The organism is Terriglobus roseus (assembly GCF_900105625.1).
GTDB lineage: Bacteria > Acidobacteriota > Terriglobia > Terriglobales > Acidobacteriaceae > Terriglobus > Terriglobus roseus_B.
In genome coordinates, this window is record NZ_FNSD01000001.1 from 725,185 (window position 1) to 746,998 (window position 21,814).

Genomic DNA, 21,814 nt, shown 5'->3' on the forward strand with positions numbered 1-21,814 from the left:
AGAATTGCCCCCTAAGTCTGCTACCAGCCACAGCTCCCACATTCCACGCCATTTCATTCAGGCGGCCAGCGTCGGCGCGCGCCCCCGGCATCAAACCTCCTGTCGCATCCCCCAGGAGAATCAATGCTGAAGTCCGATACAGACAAGAAGGTCACGCCCACCACCGCAGCCGTACTTGAGAGCGACACCGTCGGCCATGAAGTTGGCAATGGTGGCGAGTTGCACCAGGTAGCCGGTGGCACGCATCCCGCCATGCGCACGCAGGGCGGCGTCATCATTCATGACGATGAGAACCAGCTCAAGGCCGGCGACCGCGGCCCATCCCTTGCCGAAGACCACTTCTATCTTGAGAAGACCCAGCACTTCGACCATGAGCGCATTCCTGAGCGCATCGTTCATGCTCGCGGATATGGCGCACGCGGCTTCTTCGAACTGACCGACTCCCTCGCCGGCATCACCAAGGCGAAGATCTTCAATGAGACCGGCATCAAGACACCCGTCTTCGTACGCTTCTCCACCGTCGCCGGCAACATGGGCTCGTTCGACGCAGCACGCGACGTGCGCGGCTTTGCCGTGAAGTTCTACACGAATGAAGGCAACTGGGATCTTGTCGGCAATAACATTCCCGTCTTCTTCATCCAGGACGCCATCAAGTTCACCGACCTCATCCACTCCGTCAAGCAGGAGCCCGACCGCGGATTCCCGCAGGCCGCCTCCGCACACGACACCTTCTGGGACTTCGCCTCGCTCACGCCCGAATCCACACACATGCTGATGTGGGTCATGAGCGATCGTGCGATTCCCCGCTCCTTCCGCATGATGGAAGGCTTCGGCGTCCACACCTTCCGGCTGATCAACGAAGCCGGCGAGTCGACCTACGTGAAGTTCCACTGGCGCCCCAAGCTTGGCACGCAATCCCTCATCTGGGATGAAGCCGTCAAGATCAACGGCGCCGACCCCGACTTCCATCGCCGCGATCTTTGGGACTCCATCGAAGAAGGCGCCTTCCCCGAGTGGGAGCTCGGCGTGCAGCTCTTCGATGAGGACTTCGCCAACAAGTTCGACTTCGACATTCTCGACTCCACGAAGCTGATCCCGGAAGAGATCCTGCCGCTGCGCATCATCGGCCGCATGGTGCTCGACCGCAACGTCGACAACTACTTTGCAGAGACCGAGCAGGTCGCCTTCTGCGTCCGCGACGTCGTTCCCGGCATCGACTTCACCAACGACCCCCTGCTGCAGGGCCGCATCCTCAGCTACGTCGACACGCAGATCTCTCGCCTCGGCGGCCCGAACTATAAGCAGATCCCGGTGAACATGCCCAAAGGCATCGGCTGCCCGGTGATGAACATGCAGCGCGACGGTCATATGACCATCTCGCCGCAGAAGGGCCGCGTCTCGTACTCGCCCAGTTCGCTTGAGGTCGATACCCCGCGCCAGGACCCTAGCGCCAACTCAACCTTCCACGAAGCCATCGCAGGCGACAAGCTGCGCGTCCGTGCGGAGTCGTTCGGTGACCACTTCTCGCAGGCACTGCAGTTCTTCAACTCGCAGACCGAGACGGAGCAGAACCACATCATCTCCGCCTTTATCTTCGAATTATCGAAGGTTGAGACGCTCCCCGTGCGCCAGCGTGTCGTGGCACAGCTTGCCAACGTCGATCAGACCATCGCAGACCGCGTCGCCGCAGGCCTTGGCATGAAGTCCACTCCAGCTGCCTTCCCAACAGGAGTCGCTGCACGGACCGACCTCAAGCCCTCGCCTGCACTCAGCATCCTCGCCAAGGCACCGGCAACCCTGAAGGGTCGCAAAGTCGGCTGCCTCGTAGCTGATGGCACCGATCTGGAAATGGTGAAGTCGCTCAAGGCAGCGGCAAAGCGGCTGGGCGCGGACTTCGCGGTCATCGCGCCCAAGGTCGGGGGCGCTACCAGCGCCGACGGCAAGACGATCGAAGGCGACTTTCAGCTCGCAGGCGGTCCGTCCGTACTCTTCGACACGGTCTTCCTCGCACTCAGCGAAGACGGTGCCAAGACGCTCAGCAAGGAGTCCGCAGCAGTGCAGTGGGTCTCCGACGCCTTCGCCCACCTGAAGGTCATCGGCACCACCGCAGGCGCCAAGGCGCTCCTCACCCGCGCCGGCGTAACTCCCGACGCAGGCATCATCACCGACGACGCAGAAGCCTACCTGAAGGCGGCCGCAGCAGGCCGCACCTGGGATCGCGAACCCAACGTCCGCACCATCTACTAAATCCGCAACACGCAACGCGAAGAGCCTCCCGGAAGGGAGGCTCTTCTCATCTACAGAGCAGCGTTCTGCGCGATGTAGTCCTTTGACTTGAACTTCTTTCCCGTACTCGCTCCACTCATATAACGGATCTTTCCAAACACCTTTCGCTCACCCCAGGGTCGATCGAACTTGCCGTACATTGCCCACGCAATCCCGGCATATCCGCCGGGATCACGACCGTCGAGGAAGTACTTATCGTTCAGGTAAATGGCCGTCTTCATCGCCTCGGCATTGCTGGGAGACCACTCGAGGATCTTCTTCGCCCAATACATACGCATGTAGTTGTGCATCCATCCACGACGCACCATCTGCCGCTGCGCTGCATTCCACAGTTCATCGTAGGTCTCGGCATGCTCCATCTGCTGCACGGTGTACGTGGGGTCGCGCACATCGTGGGCATGCTTCTCTACCGTCGTCACAGCCCACGGCTCGGCGCACTGCGGATCGTCGTAATGCGGGTTGTACTTCACAAAATTCACGCATAGCTCGCGCCACGTCACCATCTCATCCAGAAAGCTATCCGCGCTCTCACGCCATGACGGATTCTTCGCCACCGCGGCTTCAATCTCCATCAGAATGCGCAGAGGACTCACATGCCCATAGTGGAGATAGGGACTAAGCAGCGAAGTGCCATCCACCTCCGGATGGTTGCGTCTCTCCGCATACTCGCCAAGCATCTTCGTCACGAACAACTTCAGGCGTGCCTGTGCCGCGTGGGCTCCTCCCACCAGGTCGGGTGCCGCCCCCACACTACGATCAAGGTCTTTCCATCCCGCCGTCATATCTGCCGCAGGATCATCCGCGACAAAACTCTTCGGCCTCTTCCACGCATGCAGCGCCCGGGGATTTTCATAAGGTTCCACATACTCCGGTACCATCCGCCACAGCCGTGTGCGAATCGTGTAAGCCGCATACTGCGCCTTCTCAAAGCGCTTCATGGGCACGATCACATCCGCATCCACCGTCCAGAAAGGCACCTTGATACCCTTTGCAACATGCTGCCGCCAACCCTCCGGCACGCGCATCGGGTTCTCGTCCCCGATCACGATGGCAGCCTCAACATCCCGGAACATGCGCAGCCAGTCCTCACGCGGCGCATTGCGTAAGACAAAGCTCACGTTGCGTTTCGCCAGGTCTGCTTCCACATCACGCAATCCCTGGTTCAGAAATACGTAGTGCCGCAGGTTTGCATGGGGAAAGTTGCTGATGCCCGCAAAGTACACGACCACCGGCAGTCCAAGCGCGTTCGCCACCGCCACGGCGCAGTCCAAAGCAGCATTGTCCACGCCTCGCTGCGCGCGCTGCATCCAGTAAACGACCGTCTTGCCGTTTGTATCCGGCGGCCCATCACGCCGAACCGTCACACGATCATTGCCCGCAAGCACGCGGAGCGCCTGTGGCAGGTCCGCATGCAGTGCGCGCGCAGCGGCCTCTTCGCGCGCCGCGCGTTCCGCACCCTGGCCGTCGGGCCGTGCTCTACCGGAAATTGCCTTCTTGCCCCGCGGCGCAGAGGCTCGCACACTCACGCTATCCATCTCGTCTGACGCTCACCATGAATCGATGCTACGCACCACCGAGCCAAAGGGTGAGGCACGCACTTCATACGGTGAACACGCGAACGATTCCGCTTAGCCTGCCGCAACAGACCAATGAGTGCGCGCTCAGCACATCAAAATCGACACAAATTAAACCGAGGCTCGCCGCGACCACACCAGGTAAGTCCCCCACGCCGCCAGCGTGCAGTTATCTTCCACGCGCCCATCCAGGATCATCCGCTCGAACTCTTCGACGCTCACGCGATGCGCGGTCAGGCCGTGCTCTTCCGCTTCCAGGGCGGTCTCACCCTGCGTCAGGTCCACCGCCAGCCAGACATGGTGCCGCTGACGCATGGCGCCGTACGCAATCCAGTTCGCACCAATCTTTGTCAGCGTGCCGGCACTCAAACCGGTCTCCTCCTGCAGTTCGCCACGAGCCAGCGCTTCCACGTCGACATCCTCGCCCTGCTCCCAGCCGCCCTGCGGGAACTCGTAGAAGCTGCCCTCCACGCAGTAGCGGTACTGATGAACGAGTGTCAGAAAGTCGCCGTTCGCGGTTCGCTCCAGCGGAATCACGATGCACGCGGGATCCTTGTCCAGCACACCGTACAAACCACGCACGCCATCCGTACGCTCAATGATGTCTTCCCGCACACGCGACCACTTGTTCTGATACACCGTGCGACTGCTGATGGTTTTGATTGGGGGCTCTTCCATGGGTGTTCACATTGTAAGCAACTCCCTGGGCTTCTCCGATGATCAGTCAGCCGACTATTCCGCTCCACCTGTGCGCGCTGCAGTTCGCGTTGGGCAACGCCGCTTCGCACGCGGCTCGGTTACTATGTCTCTGACCTTCGCGTAATGTACCGGTGAGCCTTGCCGATACCCTCTCACTTCCCGTACATCACGACCGTGACAAGATTCCGAAGTTCTTGAGCTGCCCGAATCTCGTTTTTTGACCATGGGAGAGATTGACCGGTCATCTGTTCCTTCCAGGCTTCGAAAGATTTGCGCGGTCCAACGCGGAAGCCGTCGTCAGAAGGCACTACCGGCTTCTCAGGGTTACCTCCCCATAGAACGGTCCGTGCTACCTCAGATCGGAAGAAGAAGATATAGGTTGCTGGTTCCCGCTGGATCAGCAGTGCGATAAGACCCGATGCGGTGTCGCGCATCGCCTCAGTCAGCGGGAAGTGATTCTTTAGGGAGCGCGTTACGAATGTGCTTGCCATGCCTGCGGACTGCAATTGACGAATCAGTTGCATGAGATCGTCGTAGCCCGGCGTCGTACCCAGTAAGTGAGTCTTTTCGCCCAGGACCACAGCAACGCCGTCCGCCGGTATTAGATCAAGCAGGGTTGGTGAGTAGTTCACCAGGCCCAGCAGCGGGTTGGCCGAACCAGCCATCAGTTCCAAAAAGCTTGCCTGCATCGACGTAGCGTGTGACTGATAGGCAGACGACTCCAGTGTCTCGCGTCGTGAGATTTCTCCGGAAAGCACTTGCCCGATGAACGTGCAGGCCTTCCGAACCTCATAGCTGACGAACTTAGGCGCTTGATGATGGCACGCAATCAGTCCCCACAATCTGCCGTCGAGAATGATGGAGACCGACATTGAGGCTGCGACGCCCATGTTTTTCAGATATTCGCAGTGAGTGGGAGACACGCTGCGAAGTGCCGCAAAGCTCAGGTCTGCCGGGCGGCCGCTGTCCGGGTTGATGACAGGAATAATCGCAGCAGGAGTGTAGTCGACGTCCACGATGTTCCGTATGGGATTCAGTAGATACAGCCTTCTCGCTTGTTCCGGAATGTCGCTGGCGGGATACCATAGGCCGAGGAATGAGTCGACCCCTTCGGCCACCGTTTCGGCCACCACTTCGCCTTCGTTGCTCTCGGCAAACCGATAGATCATGACACGATCGAAGCCGGTCATAGACCGTATGCCCTGCGTTGACTCACGCAGCATTTCAGCCAGAGAACTTGTGGCGTGCAGTTTCGATGTCAGATGGGAAACCCTCTTATAGAAATCCAGAAACCTCGCGCCTGCCGTGAGCGAAGCCGCTTCAAGTTCAAGGTAGGAGAAACCATCATGACGGTGCACGAACCCGTCGAATTGCGACTCCGTGTTTGAAGCAAACAGACCGAGTTCTACAGGGTTGTTGTCGCGCGGGTCTACCGAGTCTAGGGCGAACCGGACTTTAGCAATTTGACTCGTATCCAGGAAGCTTGAGATATCCTTTCCAAGAAGTTGGTCAACCGGCTTGCCGAGCATCCATTCGGCGTTCTCGCTGACTTGAGCGATGATGAGCTCTGGTTCTCGTAAAACGAACAGGAGTCCGTGGGGCTGGATTGCACCCGGTATATGTATGGGCTCTCTGGCACAGGCTTCGAGGTCTACTACAACTTCATCAGTCATTGTGTGATGTTCCTTTCCGTCCGAGAACGCTCCATCTTCGCGGGACTACGCTGCTCTGAAGGAAACCAAGTAACACATACACGGATCGGCATCGTATTAGGAAGAAATCGCCTTGTTCGGCTCGTACGGGAAAAGAATTGAAAAGACGGTTCCATGTCTGTTCGGTTCCGTCGAACTCTTCAGTGAGATTCGCCCTTCATGCTTCGCAATAAGGTCCTTTGCTATCCAGAGTCCAAGTCCCGTGCCCGTAATACCCTTTGTTGTGTAGAACGGCTCGAAGATGCGATGCCGTGTCTCGAGCGGGATGCCATGTCCACTGTCTGCGATCGTGATCCGGATGCCGCGATGTTTGCGGTATCTCCACGTAACCGAATTACGCAGGCGGACGCGCAGGCGTGTCCCAGGTTCGGAAGCTTCGACAGCGTTCGCGATTAGATTGGATAGCGCCTGGCGGATGTCTCCAGCAAGGCAAGTGAGTTGCTCTGTCCTCTCGTACTCACGCCGAACGACGATGCCTGCCGATGTAAGCCTGGGTCGATAGAACGACAAGATCGAATCCAGCAGTTCAGCCATACGCGTTGGAACCGGAGACGTTGCTTGATTGTGGAAGCGAAGCGTATGAGTTGTGATTTCTGTAACGCGCGCCAATTCTTCCTGTGCCGTGCGCACATACTCCTGGGAGGTTTTTGTGAGTGATGGCTGCGTTCCTAAGAGGTACAGCAGGTTCGTAACGGATGCCAGTGGATTATTGATTTCATGAGAGATGCTTGACGCGAGACGCCCGACCGCTGCCAGCTTTTCCGTCTGACGGATGGCTTCTTCACTGCGTTTCTGCTGGGCTATGTCCGTGGAACTACCAATCCACTCCATCGTTTCGCCGGTGTCACTGATACGCGGGACAGCCCGATGAAGAAACCAGATGAATTCGCCGTCATGCCGGCGTAACCGATACTCCACGATGAAGGTGTGCTGCTGAGCGACCGCTTCCCTCCAGACTTTGACGGAGCGCTCCAGGTCTTCCGGATGGATAAACTGGAACCATCCTTGTCCATAACAGGCGCTCGCTTCCACTCCTAAAAACCTCGCGCAGGCCTGGCTGACGAACTCGCACTCTCCATACTTGTTCGAAGTCCATAAGAGTTGTGGAATGGACTCCGTAAGAAAATGGAGACGCGATTCTTTCAGTGCGATCTCTTCCCTCATCTGGGTTTGCTCAGTCGTGTCGCGCTGAATCGCCATCCAGTGCGTGTACCACCCCTTATCATCTGCAATTGGCACGATTGAGAGATCGACCGTAAACTCTGAGCCATCTTTTCTGTAGTTCGTCATCTCCTCACGGATCGGCTTCCACGAATTGAGAGCAGTACGGATCCGATCCAGAGCTGCGCGATCCGTTTTTGGGCCTTGCAGTATTCGCGGAGTTTGGCCGAGGACTTCGCTGGCCGTGTAGCCGGTCATCTTTTCGAAAGCCTGGTTGACGTAAAGGATTCGAGGTCCCGGCAGGTCGACTGGCTCAGCGTCAGTGATTAGAAAGACGTCTTCAGCTCTTTCCACTGCAGTGAAAAGTAGCCGCATCATGTCGTTATCTGCTCGCTCTGCATTCAGTTGGCGTTGGACATCATCGTGACGTTGGATGGCGAGGTCGCCTAATTTCTGCTGGGTCACATTGACGGAGAATCCGACGACGCCAATGGGGGCGCCCTCGCCGTCTCTCAGCAGCGAAAGCGATAGGTGGATGTAGATAGAGTCCCCGGATCGTGTTCGATTTCTCTGCTCACCATGGAACTCGCCCGTAGCGAGCACCGTTGGAAACACCTGTTCGTAGAGCAGGTGCCGATCTTCCTGGGGATAGAGAATCGAGACGCTCCTCCCGATCAATTCCTCCGGTGAGTACCCGTAGATCTGTGAGGAGGCGCGATTACACCCTGTCACGATCCCCTCAAGATCCGTAACGATGATGGAGTCATGCATCTGGTCGAGGATGGCTGGCTGCAGAAACATCCAGTCAGCAGCGCTCGAGTGGGGCACACCCGAAATTACGGACCGATCGTTCCCGCGAGTTGCACGTTCTCTTGCGTCACGCTTCATGATGCCCCCTGATGCATCGTCAGAGAAGACAACGGTGCGTAATCGAGCAACAGTAAATGACTTTAAGCCACTGCGCTACAACGATTTAGCGGGTATCCGAGATAAACGTGGGTTCTGTCTCGCATAGTAATCGTCCTTAAGCCCCGTTACCCCTTGCACTATCTGCGAACTCTCGACTTGAAGACTGCACCTCAAGACGATCAAGTGGGAATGCTTGACAGGCACGATACAATTAAGACAACGAAACGGGGAGAGCCTAATGGCTCTCCCCGTTTTCTTTTCCGCCGCTAAGTCCTTTGGAATCTAATTTTTGCGTGTAACTCCAGTGGAATCTAATTTTTGCAAAAACGGGAATCGTCAACCTCTTTGGAATCTGATATTTAGGGGAAACAGGGGGAGGGGTACCCTCCTTACTTCTGACCGCTGCTCTGCTCCGTGTCGACGTCGTTCGAAGCCTTCGCCTCATCCTCGGGCCGTAGAACATCGAGATGCGAAGGATATTTTGGGGTCGCGTAGACGGTGATCGTCGCAGGCTTGTAGCTGCTGAGCGGCGCGGACATAATGTTGGGCACGAACGTCTGCGGGTTCCGGTCGTACAACGGGAACCACGTGGACTGCACCTGCACCATCATCTTGTGGCCCTTGAGGAAGGTGTGGTCAGCGCCATGGAGGCTCCACTTGTACTCTTCCACTGCGCCCGGCTTGATCGCCTCAGGCTTCTCGAAGCTCTTACGATACCGGCCGCGGAAGATCTCATCGACGACCATCAACTGGTAGCCGCCCATGCCTCCGGGTGCGTCGTCCGGATAGACATCGATCAGCTTCACGACCCAGTCGCCGTCGCTGCCGGATGTTGCCGCGAAAATGTCCGCAACGATGTCACCCGTGACCGTCGTATCGCGATCGAGCGCAGGCGATGTGAAGCTCGCCTGGTCAGGTCGCTTGGTAACGAAGCGCTGATCGCTCACCAGCCACGTACGCCAGGTGGAGTTCTGACCGTAGGTGGACTGGATGGGTCGCTCACGATACGGAATTGGATTGGCAGGATCCGAGACGTACTTCGCCATGTAACTCGCCTTGGGTGCGCTGAAGCCGAGCGTGTTGTTCTCGCCCAGGTAGAGCTTGGCGGGCTTGAAGCCAGCCTTCGGAGGCCACTGCGCGTAGTGCTGCCACTGGTTCGATCCGGTACGGAAGCTGGCCGTATCCTCCAGCGCGAAGCCCTTCTTGTCCTTCAAGTAGAGCTCGAAGAAAGGTGCCTCGATGGTCTTGCGATACTCGACGCCGGTTGGCTCGCCAAAGTCGATTGCACCCAGCTTGTTGCTAGGTGAGCCCCAGCCGCCGTGGTTCCACGGTCCCAGCGCGAGGAAGACCTTGTGCTGCGGATCGTTCGGGTCTTCATGCGGTCGCAGCGCGGCGTACTCTGCCTGCGTGCCCCACATGTCCTCCTGGTCCCACCAGCCGCCAGTCTCCAGCGTTGGGACTTCTGGCTTGCCGAGGCGGGATTCAACCGCCATCGCCTTCCAGAACGGCGAGTATTCCGGCTCAGCGAGAAAGCGCTTCGCCGTTGGAAGTTCGGTCATCTTCGCGTCGGCCGCGGCGTTGGCGAAGTTGCCCTGCTTCAGGAAGTAGTCGTACGTGTCGCCCTCGTAGCTGACGCGCTGATCGTCCTTCGCGCGCTCGAGTTGCAGCACGTAATCGTAACCGTAAGTCTGACGAAAGGCTCCATTGTGGAAGAAGTCATCGCCGAGCCAAATGTCAGTCATCGGAGCCTGCGGCGAGATGGACTTCACCGCAGGATGATGATCGATGCCGGCCATCATCGCGAGGAAGCCCGGGTAAGAGACACCGAGCACACCGACGCGGCCGTTGTTGTTGGGCAGGTTCTTCAGCATCCACTCGACCGTGTCGTAAGTGTCGCTGCTCTCGTCCACCAGCTTTGGATTGGCACGATCACCAATCGTATGCACGATAGGCCTGTTCATGACGAACTGGCCCTCACTGCCGTACTTACCGCGGATATCGCCGTAGACGAAGATGTAACCGCTCTGGGCCAGCTCTGGCTTGCTGCGGTTAACACCATCGCTACTGCCGTTCGCGCCGTACGGCGTGCGCGTCATCAGGATCGGCAACGGCTCGCCACTCGCCTCAGAGCCCTGCGGACGCAGGATGACGAGGTGCAGCTTCACACCATCGCGCATCGGCACCATCGCTTCCGTCCGTGTGTAAGGACGGCCAGCCTGTTCCGGGCTGACGAGCGCACCACCCGGCCGGTGGGCCGGCGTCTGTGCGACGGCACTGACAGCAAGCGGAAGCGCGAAGGACAAAGCCGCTGCGGCGACAGCGAGAGAGCGATAACCCATGGTTGAAGCCACTCCTGATGAAAAGGTACCTTGTGAGAACGAACTACTTACCGGTCAGATTGCCCGGCGACGTCATGCACTGAAAGCCAACACGGTTGTGTGCGCCGTCACAGAAGGGACGCTTCTCGCTGGCGCCACAACGGCACAGGGAAATGGCAGGTTTGCCGGTCAGGTCCCACTCCTTGCCATCCGCATCGACCAGAAGGATATGTCCTTCCACGCGCAGAGGTCCGTTGGGTTTGACTGTGATCTTGACTGGTGCTGCCGAGGTCTCGGGGATTGCGGGGGTTGCGATGTCCATGCTGCTCCTGAAGGCCGAACCGAGATACGAAAAGCGCGCGGCAAAGCGCAAGCTTCCCGAACTGCGATTGGGCGTTTTGGGCAGCATAGCAGACCACTAGCATCAGTGAGTCGCACCCCACGCAAGCACGTCCAGCCGTGGACCTCGTGATCTGAGTCTCAGGTTTTCGGTCCCACTTCCGTGTGGCTGATCGTTCGAAGACGGACGCGAAGCGAGTTTGCGAGTTCCTTCATCTGCCGCGCCTTGTCGGCCACCGAAGGTGTCAGAGCCTTCTCGCGGAGTATGAGGTCGCTCTGCAGCAAAAGTCCGGTAATGGTCGATTGCAGCTCCTGCGCGACGGCTGTTGTCGCCTCGCGACGGCCTATCGCTTCGGCCTGCTCTCGCCCTTCCAGCAGGCTTCGCAGAAGTCGCACTGCGCCGTTCACACCAAGGTTCGCGAGGTTGATCTCCAGTGGCACGGCACCCTCCGCGTTCTGCCATACCATCTCGGACGTAGTGATTTCCGCTTCGGACAAGGAGGAGTCGAGCAGAACGACGGTCACTGGATCTCGCCGCAATCTTGCTAATGCTGCTCTGCGGCTTCGGGCGATTTCGACTACAGCATCTGCTTCTCGAGAGAGAGCGCGCGCCAGGTTTTCAGCACCGTCAATTGCGGTGACGATGAGTACAGTCTTTTCCAATTTCCGCCTCACAGCTGGACGGTTCACAAAGTTTGCAGATCTCAATAAGCGGCAGTCTTGGCAGGCTGTGTGGCGCTTTCCTATCGCTCGAACGCGACAGTGAAAGGTCATGACGGTCTAAGAGTCTGTGATGCCATACTCCTTTAGCTTGCGGTAAAGCGTCGTCTTCCCTATCCCGAGTAACTTGGCTGCCATCAGCTTGTCGCCGTGTAACTGCTGGATCGTGTTCAGAATGGCCTCGCGCTCTAATTCAGCGATAGAAACTATCGCAGGTAGCCCCGCTCCGCCACGTGCATTCCCGGATTGGGACCGTCGCTCATCCACCCGTGTCAGATCTCCGGCGAAATCGTCGCTGCCACCGACGCTCTGCATCTGCGTGGGCAGGTCGCCCATGTGGAGAAGCGATCCGCTCGAGAGCGCACACGCACGCTCAACGGCGTTTTCGAGTTCACGAACGTTGCCAGGCCAACTGTAATGCGACATCACCCGCATAGCTTCTGGTGTGAAGCGATAGCCGATTGCGCTCTCTCGGCGCATTCGCTCCAGAAAGTGCTCGGCCAACAGCGGTATGTCTTCGCGCCGCTCACGCAAGGGTGGCATACGCAGACCCACTACGTTCAAGCGGTAATAAAGATCCTTGCGAAACAGCCCCTGGTCGACCAGCGACGAGAGGTTGCGGCTGCAACCAGCGAGGATCCGCACGGTTAGCGGGGCCCCCTGCCGCGCCCCCGGCGGCCGCACCTCCCGCTCCTGGAGCGCGCGCAATAGCTTAGCCTGGATGTCCAGCGGCATCTCGCTGACCTGATCCAGGAACAGCGTTCCGCCTTCCTCTGAGGTCAGAAGAGCGTCCTTGCTACGATCGAAGCCGGTGTAGGCACTCCGTGAGTAGCCGAAGAGTTCGCTTTCCAGAACGGCAGGCGCTAACTGACCGCACTCGACAACAGCGAACCTGCGAGTGCTGTTGGGACCGGTCGTATGGATAGTTCGCGCGACAGTTTCCTTGCCTGTGCCGTTCTCTCCCGCAATGAGGACAGGGTGCGCCGATAGCGCAACCTTCGCCACGATGCGATAGAGCTTCTCCATCACAGGAGACGAACCCACAAGGTGGCCGTGCCCCTTCTGCTCCCGAAGATTTTGCTGAACACGCCGACTTTCCAGCTCAAAGCTCCGACGCTGTCCCGCCCGTTCCAGCACGCCGGTCAGCTCGTCCATGGCGAATGGCTTCGTCAGGTAATCCGTCGCACCCAGGCGAATGGCATCCACTGCGGAAGCGACTGTTGCGAACGCCGTCATTACCACGATGGACGATCGTGGACGCTTGATACGGATCTCCTCCAAGAGCGAGAGGCCGCCAGCAGGCATCTTGAGATCCATCAGCACGACGTCGATGGCATGCAGTCGAACGGCCTCGCGAGCCTCGTCGGCCGAATTCGCCGCATGCACGGCAAAGCCCATTCCTGCCGCAATCTCACAGCATGCCTTCAAGACAGGAGGGTCATCATCCAACACCAGCAACTGCACTTTCGCGGCGTGAGCGTTCACGCCAATCGGATCGTCCGATAGCGGGAAGCGCAGTGAGGCCGCCGTCTGCTTGCCAAGCGGAGAAAGATTAGTCAATTCACCCGAAAATTCCGACACGGTCCTCCAATCTTTTAGGTTTGCGATTCGTTCAGGGCGAAATTGCTCTGTCACGACGCCGGTTCGGCTAAATGTTTGTCCGCGTGTTTTGGTGTCTGACATTCCTTGGTGTTACCTATATCCCATTTTGGATCTCATTGGTAAGTCTGCAAAGTAACCCGAATACGGAAGTCGCGACGAGCCGCCGGCCTACACTGTGCTAATTCAGGGTTCCCAAATTGGGACTGATAGCACCATCTGCCCTCGTGCGAGATACTGGAAGGGTGACTTCTTCCACCGAACTCCCGCAGACCATCTTTCGTTCCGGTGACCGCAAGGCCAATTCCCTCCGCCCTACGCGCCTGATTCCCAACTTCGTTGCAACTGCAGAAGGGTCAGTGTTGATTGAGGTAGGCAATACTCGGGTCTTATGCAATGCCACCGTCGAGTCCAGCGTTCCCGGTTGGCTACGGAACAGCGGCAAGGGATGGGTGACCGCCGAATACAGCATGCTGCCTCGCGCCACACTGACGCGCACCCCTCGGGAGAGTGAGCGAGGCAAGATCGGTGGCAGAACGCACGAAATCCAGCGCTTGATTGGTCGCTCCCTGCGCAGCGTGGTTGACCTGAAGGCTCTCGGCGAACGCTCCATCATTCTGGATTGCGATGTCCTGCAGGCCGACGGGGGCACCCGTACCGCCGCCATTACCGGTGCCTGTGCCGCACTTGCATTGGCGTTGAATCGTTTAGTCGCCGCAGGCACGCTTCCCAAATCCCCCATGAAGGAACTGGTCGCCGCGACGTCTGTTGGCATCGTGGAAGGCAGTGTGCTCCTCGATCTTGCTTACGAGGAAGACTCGCAGGCTGAGGTCGACATGAACGTAGTCATGACAGCATCAGGCGGTTTGGTTGAGACGCAAGCTACCGCCGAGCGCGAGCCGTATACCCGCGCTCAGTTGAGCCTGATGCTGGACTATGCCGAGGCTGGCATTCGCGACCTGGTCGTGCTGCAACAGCAACTTCTACAGGGTCCGGCGTGACATGAGCTCGCATCGAGGGTGCGATTAACGACCCCACCCAACGATAATCGAAACTGACAGGTGCCAAGCGAAACATTCGCTGGCTAGAATGAGGGTGTTTGATATCCCCAAAAGGAACGCCAATTCGCATGAAGCCATCTCCAGGAAAACTAGCCGGTCTCAAGGCTGTCTCTGATTCGCGCGGAGTCGTCGCAGCCGCGGCCATGGACCAGCGTGGATCGCTGCAGAAGTCGATCGGTGCCGCACGCGGCTCGGAAGCCAGCGGCGACGATCTGGTTGTCTTCAAGGAACTGGTGACCAAGGTGCTGACCCGTTACGCTTCGGCCATCCTGCTGGACCCGGAGTACGGTCTTCCTGCGTCGCGGATGCGGAACGATGCGGGGTTGTTGCTGGCTTACGAGAAGACCGGTTATGACGCTGCCACGGCCGGCCGTCTGCCCGATCTGCTGGACCTGTGGAGCGTTCGCCGCCTGAAGGAAGCCGGCGCGGACTGCGTCAAGATTCTGCTTTATTACACGCCATACGAGGATGCGCGCGTCAACGATCTAAAGCACGCGTGGATCGAGCGCATCGGCGATGAGTGCCGTTACCACGACATCCCCTTCTTCATGGAGCCCATCGGCTACGACGAAAATGGCAAGGGTGAGAAGACGCTCGAGTACGCGCGCAAGAAGCCCTCCGTCGTCACCAAGACAATGGAAGAGTTCGGCAAGGAGCGCTACGGCATCGACATCCTCAAGGTCGAAGTTCCGGTTGAGATGGGCTTCGTCTCCGGCACTACATCCTTCAAGGGTGAGGCAGCCTACACCCGCGAGCAGGCAGCACAGCTCTTCCGTGATGCCGAGTCTGCAACCGACAAGCCGTTCATCTATCTCTCAGCTGGTGTGACGAATCCCGTCTTCATCGAGACCTTGGCACTTGCAGGCGAGAGTGGCACCAAGTTCAGCGGCGTCCTCTGTGGCCGCGCCACCTGGTACGACGGCATCAAGATCTACGCGCAGCAGGGTGCAGCAGCCTTCGAAGCATGGCTCAACACCACCGGCGTAGAGAACATCAAGAACGTCAACGAAGCCCTGAAGGTTGCAACGCCCTGGTACAGGAAGATGGGCTTCAACTCCATGGAAGAACTCGGCTAAGCATCGTCGGCTTCACATCATCCGGCGCGGCTATCCGTTGATGGCCGCGCCGGATTGCGTTTCGGTAGTCCTCTGCATGTTTTGCGCAGCCCTGGGCCGTGGTGTCTCGTAGAAGCTGAAGCCTGGGTCGTCTATGACCAGGTATACGCGACAACGTTCCTAAGTAGGAACATAGCCTTGCGATCGCTCGCGCCGTACACCGGCAAGGTCGACGCGGTGTCGCATCCTGGGACGCACACCACCGACGTGACCGTCACCTTCTTCGCGAACGACAAGGACTGAGCCGAGACAAATAGGAAGCAAGCAAAAAGTCCTGATCGACTGATCAGGACTTCGTTGTGCCTATTCCCACTCGATCGTGCCCGGTGGCTTCGACGTTATGTCATAAACCACGCGGTTAATGCCGCGAACTTCATTCACAATGCGGCTGCTGATGGTCTTCAGGACCTCGTACGGCAGAGGTACCCAGTCGGCAGTCATGCCATCTTCGCTATGTACCGCGCGGATCGCGCAAGTGTAGGCGTATGTCCGCTGGTCGCCCATCACACCGACAGACTTCACCGGAAGCAGAACTGCGAAGCTCTGCCAGATCTTCTTGTACAGGCCGGCCTTCTTGATCTCGTAGACGACAATGTCGTCCGCGTTCTGCAGGATCTCCACTCGTTCCGGGGTGATCTCGCCGACGATGCGTACGGCAAGACCCGGTCCTGGGAACGGCTGGCGATCCAGCACATCGTCCGGCATGCCAAGGTCGCGGCCTACTCGGCGAACTTCATCCTTGAACAGGTCACGCAGCGGCTCGATGAGCTTGAGCTTCATGTTCTCGGGCAGGCCACCCACGTTGTGATGGCTCTTGATGGTCTGCGACGGTCCCTTGACGCTGGAGGACTCGATGACATCCGGGTACAGAGTTCCCTGAACCAGCCACGCGATCTCGTTGCCGGTCGCGTCGTGCTGCAGTTCACCGTGCTTCTCCTGTTCTTTCAGGATGCGGGCTGCTTCATCATCGAAGACCGTGATGAATTCGCGACCGATGATCTTGCGCTTGGTTTCAGGATCTGTAATACCACCAAGCTGCTGCAGGAAGCGCTTCGACGCGTCGACCGCAACAACCTTAAGGCCCAGCTTCTCGCGCATGTTCGCCTGCACCTGTGCGAACTCGTTCTTACGCAGTACACCGTTGTTTACGAAGATGCAAGTCAGCCGATCACCAATGGCTTTCGAAACCAGGACTGCTGCTACCGCGGAATCCACACCGCCCGAAAGCGCACAGATCGCATGACCTGAACCCACCTGCTTGCGGATCGCGTCAACGGTCGTCTCGACGAAGTGAGCGGGCGTCCAGTTCGCCTGGGCGCCGCAGATGTTGAGCACGAAGTTCTTGAGCAGCGCAGTTCCCTGCTTACTATGTGCTACCTCGGGGTGCCACTGCACCGCGTACATCCGCGTCGCTTCATTGGCGATGGAGGCGAGCGCAGTCTCCGTCTTCGCGGCGACGTTGAAGCCTGTCGGCAGATCGACGACGCTGTCGCCGTGTGACATCCACACCTGCAACTCGTCGGGAAGATCAGCGAAGAGCTTATTTGTCTGGACGACATCGACCACGGCATCGCCATACTCACGCTTGTCTGACGGCACAACCTTGCCACCGAGATGATGCGCCATAAACTGCATGCCGTAGCAGATCCCGAGCACAGGCAAGCCAAGATCCAGCACCGCAGCGTCAGCCTTTGGCGCGTCTGCGTCATACACAGAACTCGGTCCACCAGAGAGCACGATGCCAATGGGGTTGAGCGCTGTGATGGCATCCAGCGGGGCCGTGCAAGGCAGGACTACGGAAAATACATTGAACTCACGGACGCGACGCGCAATCAGCTGCGTGTACTGCGCACCGAAATCGAGGATAACGACGGTTGAACTGTCCACACATCGATTGTACCGGCGCGCGCAGGGCGAAGCACCTGTGGAAGCGCGGCTATCGGCCTCTTCCTGAAGCCGCGCTGAATGCCACGCTATTCCGACTTATCTTTGGTGCGCGTGTTCGTGACACCGGTTACGATGCCAGCACCAACCATCACCACCACCAGGCCGATAATCCAGTGCTGCGGAACGTGCGCCAGGTGCAGCAGATAGGCAGCGCCAATGATGACCACCAGATAGCCAAAAACGTACAGACCAAACGACATGGATGTAACCCTCGCGTGCAGAGTGTAGCAACAGACGCTGTGATGCGGTCTGCGCTGCGGAAGTCACTCGGAAGAAACGGCTTCTTTGCTCACAGCGTCCGAGTTTGCCTGCCACAGCCGCAGGTAGCTGCTGATCCGCGAAACATGAAAGAAGTCTGAAGTCAGGAAATACCAGACAGCGATGACACAGTTCCACCAGAAAAGAAACTCATCGGTGATTTCCGTCTGAAATGGCAGCGGACAGGCTGAGAAGACCAACGCCAGCACCAGCAGAGCAATCTTGACGATGCTCAGGACCATGTTGATCTCCACCAGTCCACCGCGCATGCGGCCAACCCGCAGCGAATCCCGCAGGCTGGCGACCGTGCCTTCTCCCTTCATCGCGGAGAGCAGTGGCGCGAGGCTAAAGACCCATCCAACGGCTGCTGTGATGACGAACAGCCCAAGGGACAACACGATGACGCCGCCGACGTAGGCCATCATGGCTGGATCGCCACCGGCTGCGATCGGCTTTAGGATCGCCCACTCAGCCAGCGCCCTCACGCCCAGCCACCAGAGGCCGAACGACAAGGCCAGAGGGATGACGCGCAGGAGTTGGAGGAGCATCAGCGTTCCGGCGCGTGGCTTCAGCATACGATCCATACGCTTCAGCAACAACGTGCGACCGACACCGGAGACCACAGCCCAGACCACCAGTACCAGTGGTGCAAGCCAGAGCGCCGAGCGATAGATTCCGGGGCCGACCACTTGCGCGAACGCTGCGATGGTTGTCGAAGCCTTCATCGGATCGGTGAGTAACTGGTTCACCGTGACGTCTTCGATGCCCGTTGCACGCCACGGCACCGCGGCAAAGACCTTCACAGCCTCGCGATACATCAACAGTAGCGCCGGAACGCCAAAGACCCAGCGCCAAGCGACTTCAATGGCCGTCAACGAGGGGCGCGCGCGTACCCACGACAGGTTCCCGACGAATCCCTGCGTGGCGCGCTGCTGGGGAGCCTGCGTCACCATCAGCCCTTCACGACGAAGTTCACCAGCTTGCCAGGAACCGCGACGACCTTGACGATCTGCTTCCCCTCCAGCCGCGCCGTCACCTTCTCGTTCGCATGCGCCGCAGCCTTGATGGCCTCGACGTCTGCCTCGGCTGCCACCTTGATGACGGCCACGAGCTTGCCGTTCACCTGCACCGGAATCTCGATCTCGTTCTCACGAGCCAATTCCGCATCGGCCACAGGCCATGGCTGACGGAAGACGATACCGTCATGGCCCAACTCGGTCCACAACTCCTGCGCCAGGAACGGAGCGAAAGGCGCGAGCATCAGCGTCAACACTCGGAAGACCTCGCGCTGCGTCGCCGGCGAGATATCACCGTTGTCCATCGCCGCTTCGTTTGTCACGATCTCGTTGACGAGGATCATGATGCTCGCAATGCAGGTATTGAAGTGCCAGCGTCCACTGAAGTCCTGGGTCAGCTTCGCAATGGTCTGGTGCAACGTGCGCAGCAGCTTCTGGCCGTCGACAGACAAGCCTTCCAGCGTCTGCGTGTGCTCACTCGCGCGCATCGCGGGAGCGTACTTCGTAGCCAGGCGATGGATGCGCGACAGGAAGCGATAGACGCCGGCAACACCCTCCTCCTGCCACTCCAGATCACGGTCCGGTGGAGCAGCGAAGAGCGAATACATGCGCGTCGCATCCGCGCCATACTTCGCAATCATGTCGTCAGGCGAGACTACGTTTCCCTTGCTCTTCGACATCTTCGCGCCGTTCTTGATCACCATGCCCTGCGTGAACAGGCGCGTCGCAGGCTCGCTGTTGTTGATGAGGCCGATGTCGCGCATCACCTTCGTCCAGTAGCGCGAGTAGATCAGGTGAAGGATCGCGTGCTCGACGCCACCGATGTACTGATCGATCGGGAACCAGTAGTTCGCAGCCTCACTCGCAAACGGAGCTTTGTCGTTCTTCGCGTCCGTGTAGCGATAGAAGTACCAGCTCGAATCCACGAAAGTATCCATCGTGTCGGTCTCGCGACGCGCGGGCCCATCGCACTGCGGACAAGTGGTATTCACAAACTCCGGCACACGCGCCAGCGGCGATCCGTCGACATCCGCCAGGTCGATGTTCTCCGGCAGCAGCACCGGCAACTGGTCTTCCGGCACCGGCTGCATCCCGCACTTGTCGCAGTACACAACGGGAATCGGCGTGCCCCAATACCGCTGGCGCGAGACGCCCCAGTCCTTCAGGCGATAGGTCGTCGTGGCCTTGCCGAAGCCATTTGCCTCGGCATACTTCGCCATCTTCTCCTGCGCTTCCAGAGCAGCCTCACCGGTCCACTCGCCACTGTCGATCAGCACGGCCTCAGCCTTGCCGGTATATGGCAAGGCGACGTCGTCGGTGTCGATGTTCGCAGCGACGACGCGCTTGATCGGCAGGTCATACTTCGTCGCAAACTCAAAGTCACGCTCATCGTGCGCAGGCACGGACATGATGGCGCCTGTGCCGTAGTCGGCGAGGATATAGTTCGCGCACCAGATCGGCATCTGCTCGCCCGTGAACGGGTTCGTCGCATACTTGCCGGTGAAGACACCGTGCTTCGGCAGCTCACCCAGCATGTCCGTATCGCGAGCGGTCTTCTGCTCCGCGATCATCGCGTCGAGAGCCTCGCCAAGGTGCGCGTCTTCGACCGCGAAGGCCTTCGCCAGCGCATGCTCCGGCGCCAACTGGATCGACGTTGCACCAAAGATCGTATCGATGCGCGTCGTGAAGACGGTGATCGTATCCTGCGTGCCGGTGACGTGGAACTGCACCTCCGCGCCTTCGCTGCGGCCGATCCAGTTGCGCTGCATGGTGCGGACCTTCTCCGGCCAGCCTTCCATCGTGTCCAGGCCGTCCAGAAGCTCGTCCGCGTACTTCGTAATGCGGAAGAACCACTGCGTCAGGTCGCGCTGCTCGACGAGCACGTCTTCATGACGCCAGCAGCAACCGCTGACGACCTGCTCATTCGCCAGCACCGTATTGCAACTCGGGCACCAGTTCACCTTGCTCTTCCGCCGGAAGGCCAGGTCGCGCTTCAGCATCTCCAGGAAGATCCACTGGTTCCAGCGGTAGTACTCCGGCAGGCACGTCGTAACCTCGCGAGCCCAGTCATAGCTCAGGCCCATGCGCTGCATCTGCTTGCGCATCTCCGCGATGTTGTTCAGCGTCCACTCGCGCGGAGCGGTGTTGTTCTTGATCGCAGCATTCTCAGCGGGCAGGCCGAACGAATCCCAGCCCATGGGATGCAGCACGTTGAAGCCGTTCATCCACTGGTAGCGAGCTAACGCATCGCCAATGCTGTAGTTGCGCACATGGCCCATGTGCAGCTTGCCGGACGGATACGGCAGCATCTCGAGCACGTAGTACTTCGGCTTGCCGCTGCTATGCGGTTCCGCAGCGTACAGCGCAGGATTCGCATCCCAAACGGCCTGCCATCTCGGCTCGATCTCGTTGGGTGTGTAACGCTTTGTCTCTTCGGTCAGTAAGGCAGAAATATTTTCGTCGGGCATCAACTTCATTGTATGGTTCGCTTTCCTAGGCGACGAGTCCGGGAGGGGTACCCCTCCCCCTGAAAACTGTAAAAATTAGATTCCAAAGGAGTTGACGATTCCCGAAACTGCAAAAATTAGATTCAAAAACACTTACACGCAAAAATTAGATAACAAACGAGTTAGCAGCTAAAAACGAAAGCGGAAGGGCTTTCAGCCCCTCCGCTTGCGGTGTATCTGTACTCATTGAGTGTATCGCGCGTGTCAAGGGTTTGTGTCGTCGAACAGCAACCAAGAGCCCCGTCCGGCGTCGGCTGTCCGCACCTCGCGCGGCACCCTGGCTTGGTCAATCTTTTAGGAGACACGCATGGATGCCGCGCTGTCGGCGCACGACTCCCCGCCCAGTGCACGGGCGTGACAACGAGGTCCGCTGCCACACAGCATCATTCAAGCGAAAGGCCCTCTCAACGAACCGCGTATCTCCGCCTCGCGGTACTCCTGCCCTGGAACTCGTCTCTACCCCGGGCATTGGCACGACCACGCGACCCCTGCTGTGCGGGATCCGCGCGCTGTAGGCGCGACTTCCCAGTCAGAGCAACGCCCTGGGTTACCGTCGTCTAGCGGGATGAGCGGGCTGTAGGCCCGCGACAACC

General features: G+C 58.8%; 15 protein-coding genes. 3 read left to right on the top strand and 12 right to left on the bottom strand.

The window, feature by feature from the left end; all coding sequences use genetic code 11:
- The first annotated feature begins 123 nt into the window (after positions 1-123).
- Entirely contained in the window at positions 124-2,247 is a 2,124-nt protein-coding gene (locus BLW03_RS03010; RefSeq protein WP_074652283.1) for a catalase, read from the top strand.
- A gap of 50 nt (positions 2,248-2,297) precedes the next feature.
- Here the strand turns inward: BLW03_RS03010 and BLW03_RS03015 are convergent, their stop codons facing one another.
- The 8 genes from BLW03_RS03015 to BLW03_RS03050 form a co-directional block, all read right to left on the bottom strand.
- Positions 2,298-3,821 (bottom strand): deoxyribodipyrimidine photo-lyase, encoded by a 1,524-nt coding sequence (locus BLW03_RS03015; protein ID WP_083350280.1) that lies wholly within the window; start codon positions 3,819-3,821, stop codon positions 2,298-2,300.
- A 150-nt stretch (positions 3,822-3,971) separates the two neighbouring features.
- Positions 3,972-4,538, bottom strand: coding sequence for an NUDIX domain-containing protein (locus BLW03_RS03020; protein ID WP_074652284.1), 567 nt, complete (start codon positions 4,536-4,538; stop codon positions 3,972-3,974).
- Between the two features lie 173 nt (positions 4,539-4,711).
- Positions 4,712-6,232 (bottom strand): GAF domain-containing protein, encoded by a 1,521-nt coding sequence (locus BLW03_RS03025; protein ID WP_074652285.1) that lies wholly within the window; start codon positions 6,230-6,232, stop codon positions 4,712-4,714.
- A gap of 96 nt (positions 6,233-6,328) precedes the next feature.
- Positions 6,329-8,320, bottom strand: coding sequence for a PAS domain S-box protein (locus BLW03_RS03030; protein WP_083350281.1), 1,992 nt, complete (start codon positions 8,318-8,320; stop codon positions 6,329-6,331).
- A gap of 410 nt (positions 8,321-8,730) precedes the next feature.
- Entirely contained in the window at positions 8,731-10,680 is a 1,950-nt protein-coding gene (locus BLW03_RS03035) for a CocE/NonD family hydrolase (RefSeq protein ID WP_074652287.1), read from the bottom strand.
- A 43-nt stretch (positions 10,681-10,723) separates the two neighbouring features.
- Positions 10,724-10,981 (bottom strand): CDGSH iron-sulfur domain-containing protein, encoded by a 258-nt coding sequence (locus BLW03_RS03040; protein WP_074655734.1) that lies wholly within the window; start codon positions 10,979-10,981, stop codon positions 10,724-10,726.
- A gap of 158 nt (positions 10,982-11,139) precedes the next feature.
- Positions 11,140-11,496 (bottom strand): hypothetical protein, encoded by a 357-nt coding sequence (locus BLW03_RS03045; RefSeq protein WP_212733119.1) that lies wholly within the window; start codon positions 11,494-11,496, stop codon positions 11,140-11,142.
- Positions 11,497-11,778: 282 nt separating this feature from the next.
- Positions 11,779-13,299 (bottom strand): sigma-54-dependent transcriptional regulator, encoded by a 1,521-nt coding sequence (locus tag BLW03_RS03050; RefSeq protein WP_244501934.1) that lies wholly within the window; start codon positions 13,297-13,299, stop codon positions 11,779-11,781.
- Between the two features lie 263 nt (positions 13,300-13,562).
- Between BLW03_RS03050 and rph the strand changes: the two genes are divergently transcribed.
- Both rph and BLW03_RS03060 read left to right on the top strand, forming a co-directional pair.
- Positions 13,563-14,318 carry a ribonuclease PH gene (rph, locus tag BLW03_RS03055; protein WP_074652289.1) on the top strand — a complete coding sequence of 252 codons (756 nt, stop codon included), beginning with the start codon at positions 13,563-13,565 and terminating at the stop codon, positions 14,316-14,318.
- A gap of 128 nt (positions 14,319-14,446) precedes the next feature.
- Positions 14,447-15,454: a tagatose 1,6-diphosphate aldolase gene (locus tag BLW03_RS03060; RefSeq protein ID WP_074652290.1), complete on the top strand. Its 1,008-nt coding sequence runs from the start codon at positions 14,447-14,449 to the stop codon at positions 15,452-15,454.
- 342 nt (positions 15,455-15,796) lie between these two features.
- Here the strand turns inward: BLW03_RS03060 and guaA are convergent, their stop codons facing one another.
- The 4 genes from guaA to leuS all read right to left on the bottom strand — a co-directional run bounded on the left by guaA (position 15,797) and on the right by leuS (position 21,191).
- Entirely contained in the window at positions 15,797-17,380 is a 1,584-nt protein-coding gene (guaA, locus tag BLW03_RS03065) for a glutamine-hydrolyzing GMP synthase (protein WP_074652291.1), read from the bottom strand.
- Positions 17,381-17,466: 86 nt separating this feature from the next.
- A complete protein-coding gene (locus tag BLW03_RS20540) occupies positions 17,467-17,640 on the bottom strand; it encodes a hypothetical protein (RefSeq protein ID WP_170834940.1) in 174 nt (57 codons plus the stop codon).
- Positions 17,641-17,703: 63 nt separating this feature from the next.
- Positions 17,704-18,651, bottom strand: a complete 948-nt coding sequence (locus BLW03_RS03070; RefSeq protein WP_074652292.1) for a hypothetical protein — start codon at positions 18,649-18,651, stop codon at positions 17,704-17,706.
- Positions 18,651-21,191, bottom strand: coding sequence for a leucine--tRNA ligase (gene leuS / locus BLW03_RS03075; RefSeq protein ID WP_083350283.1), 2,541 nt, complete (start codon positions 21,189-21,191; stop codon positions 18,651-18,653). Before leuS ends, BLW03_RS03070 begins: the two co-directional genes overlap by 1 nt.
- Positions 21,192-21,814 lie beyond the last annotated feature (623 nt).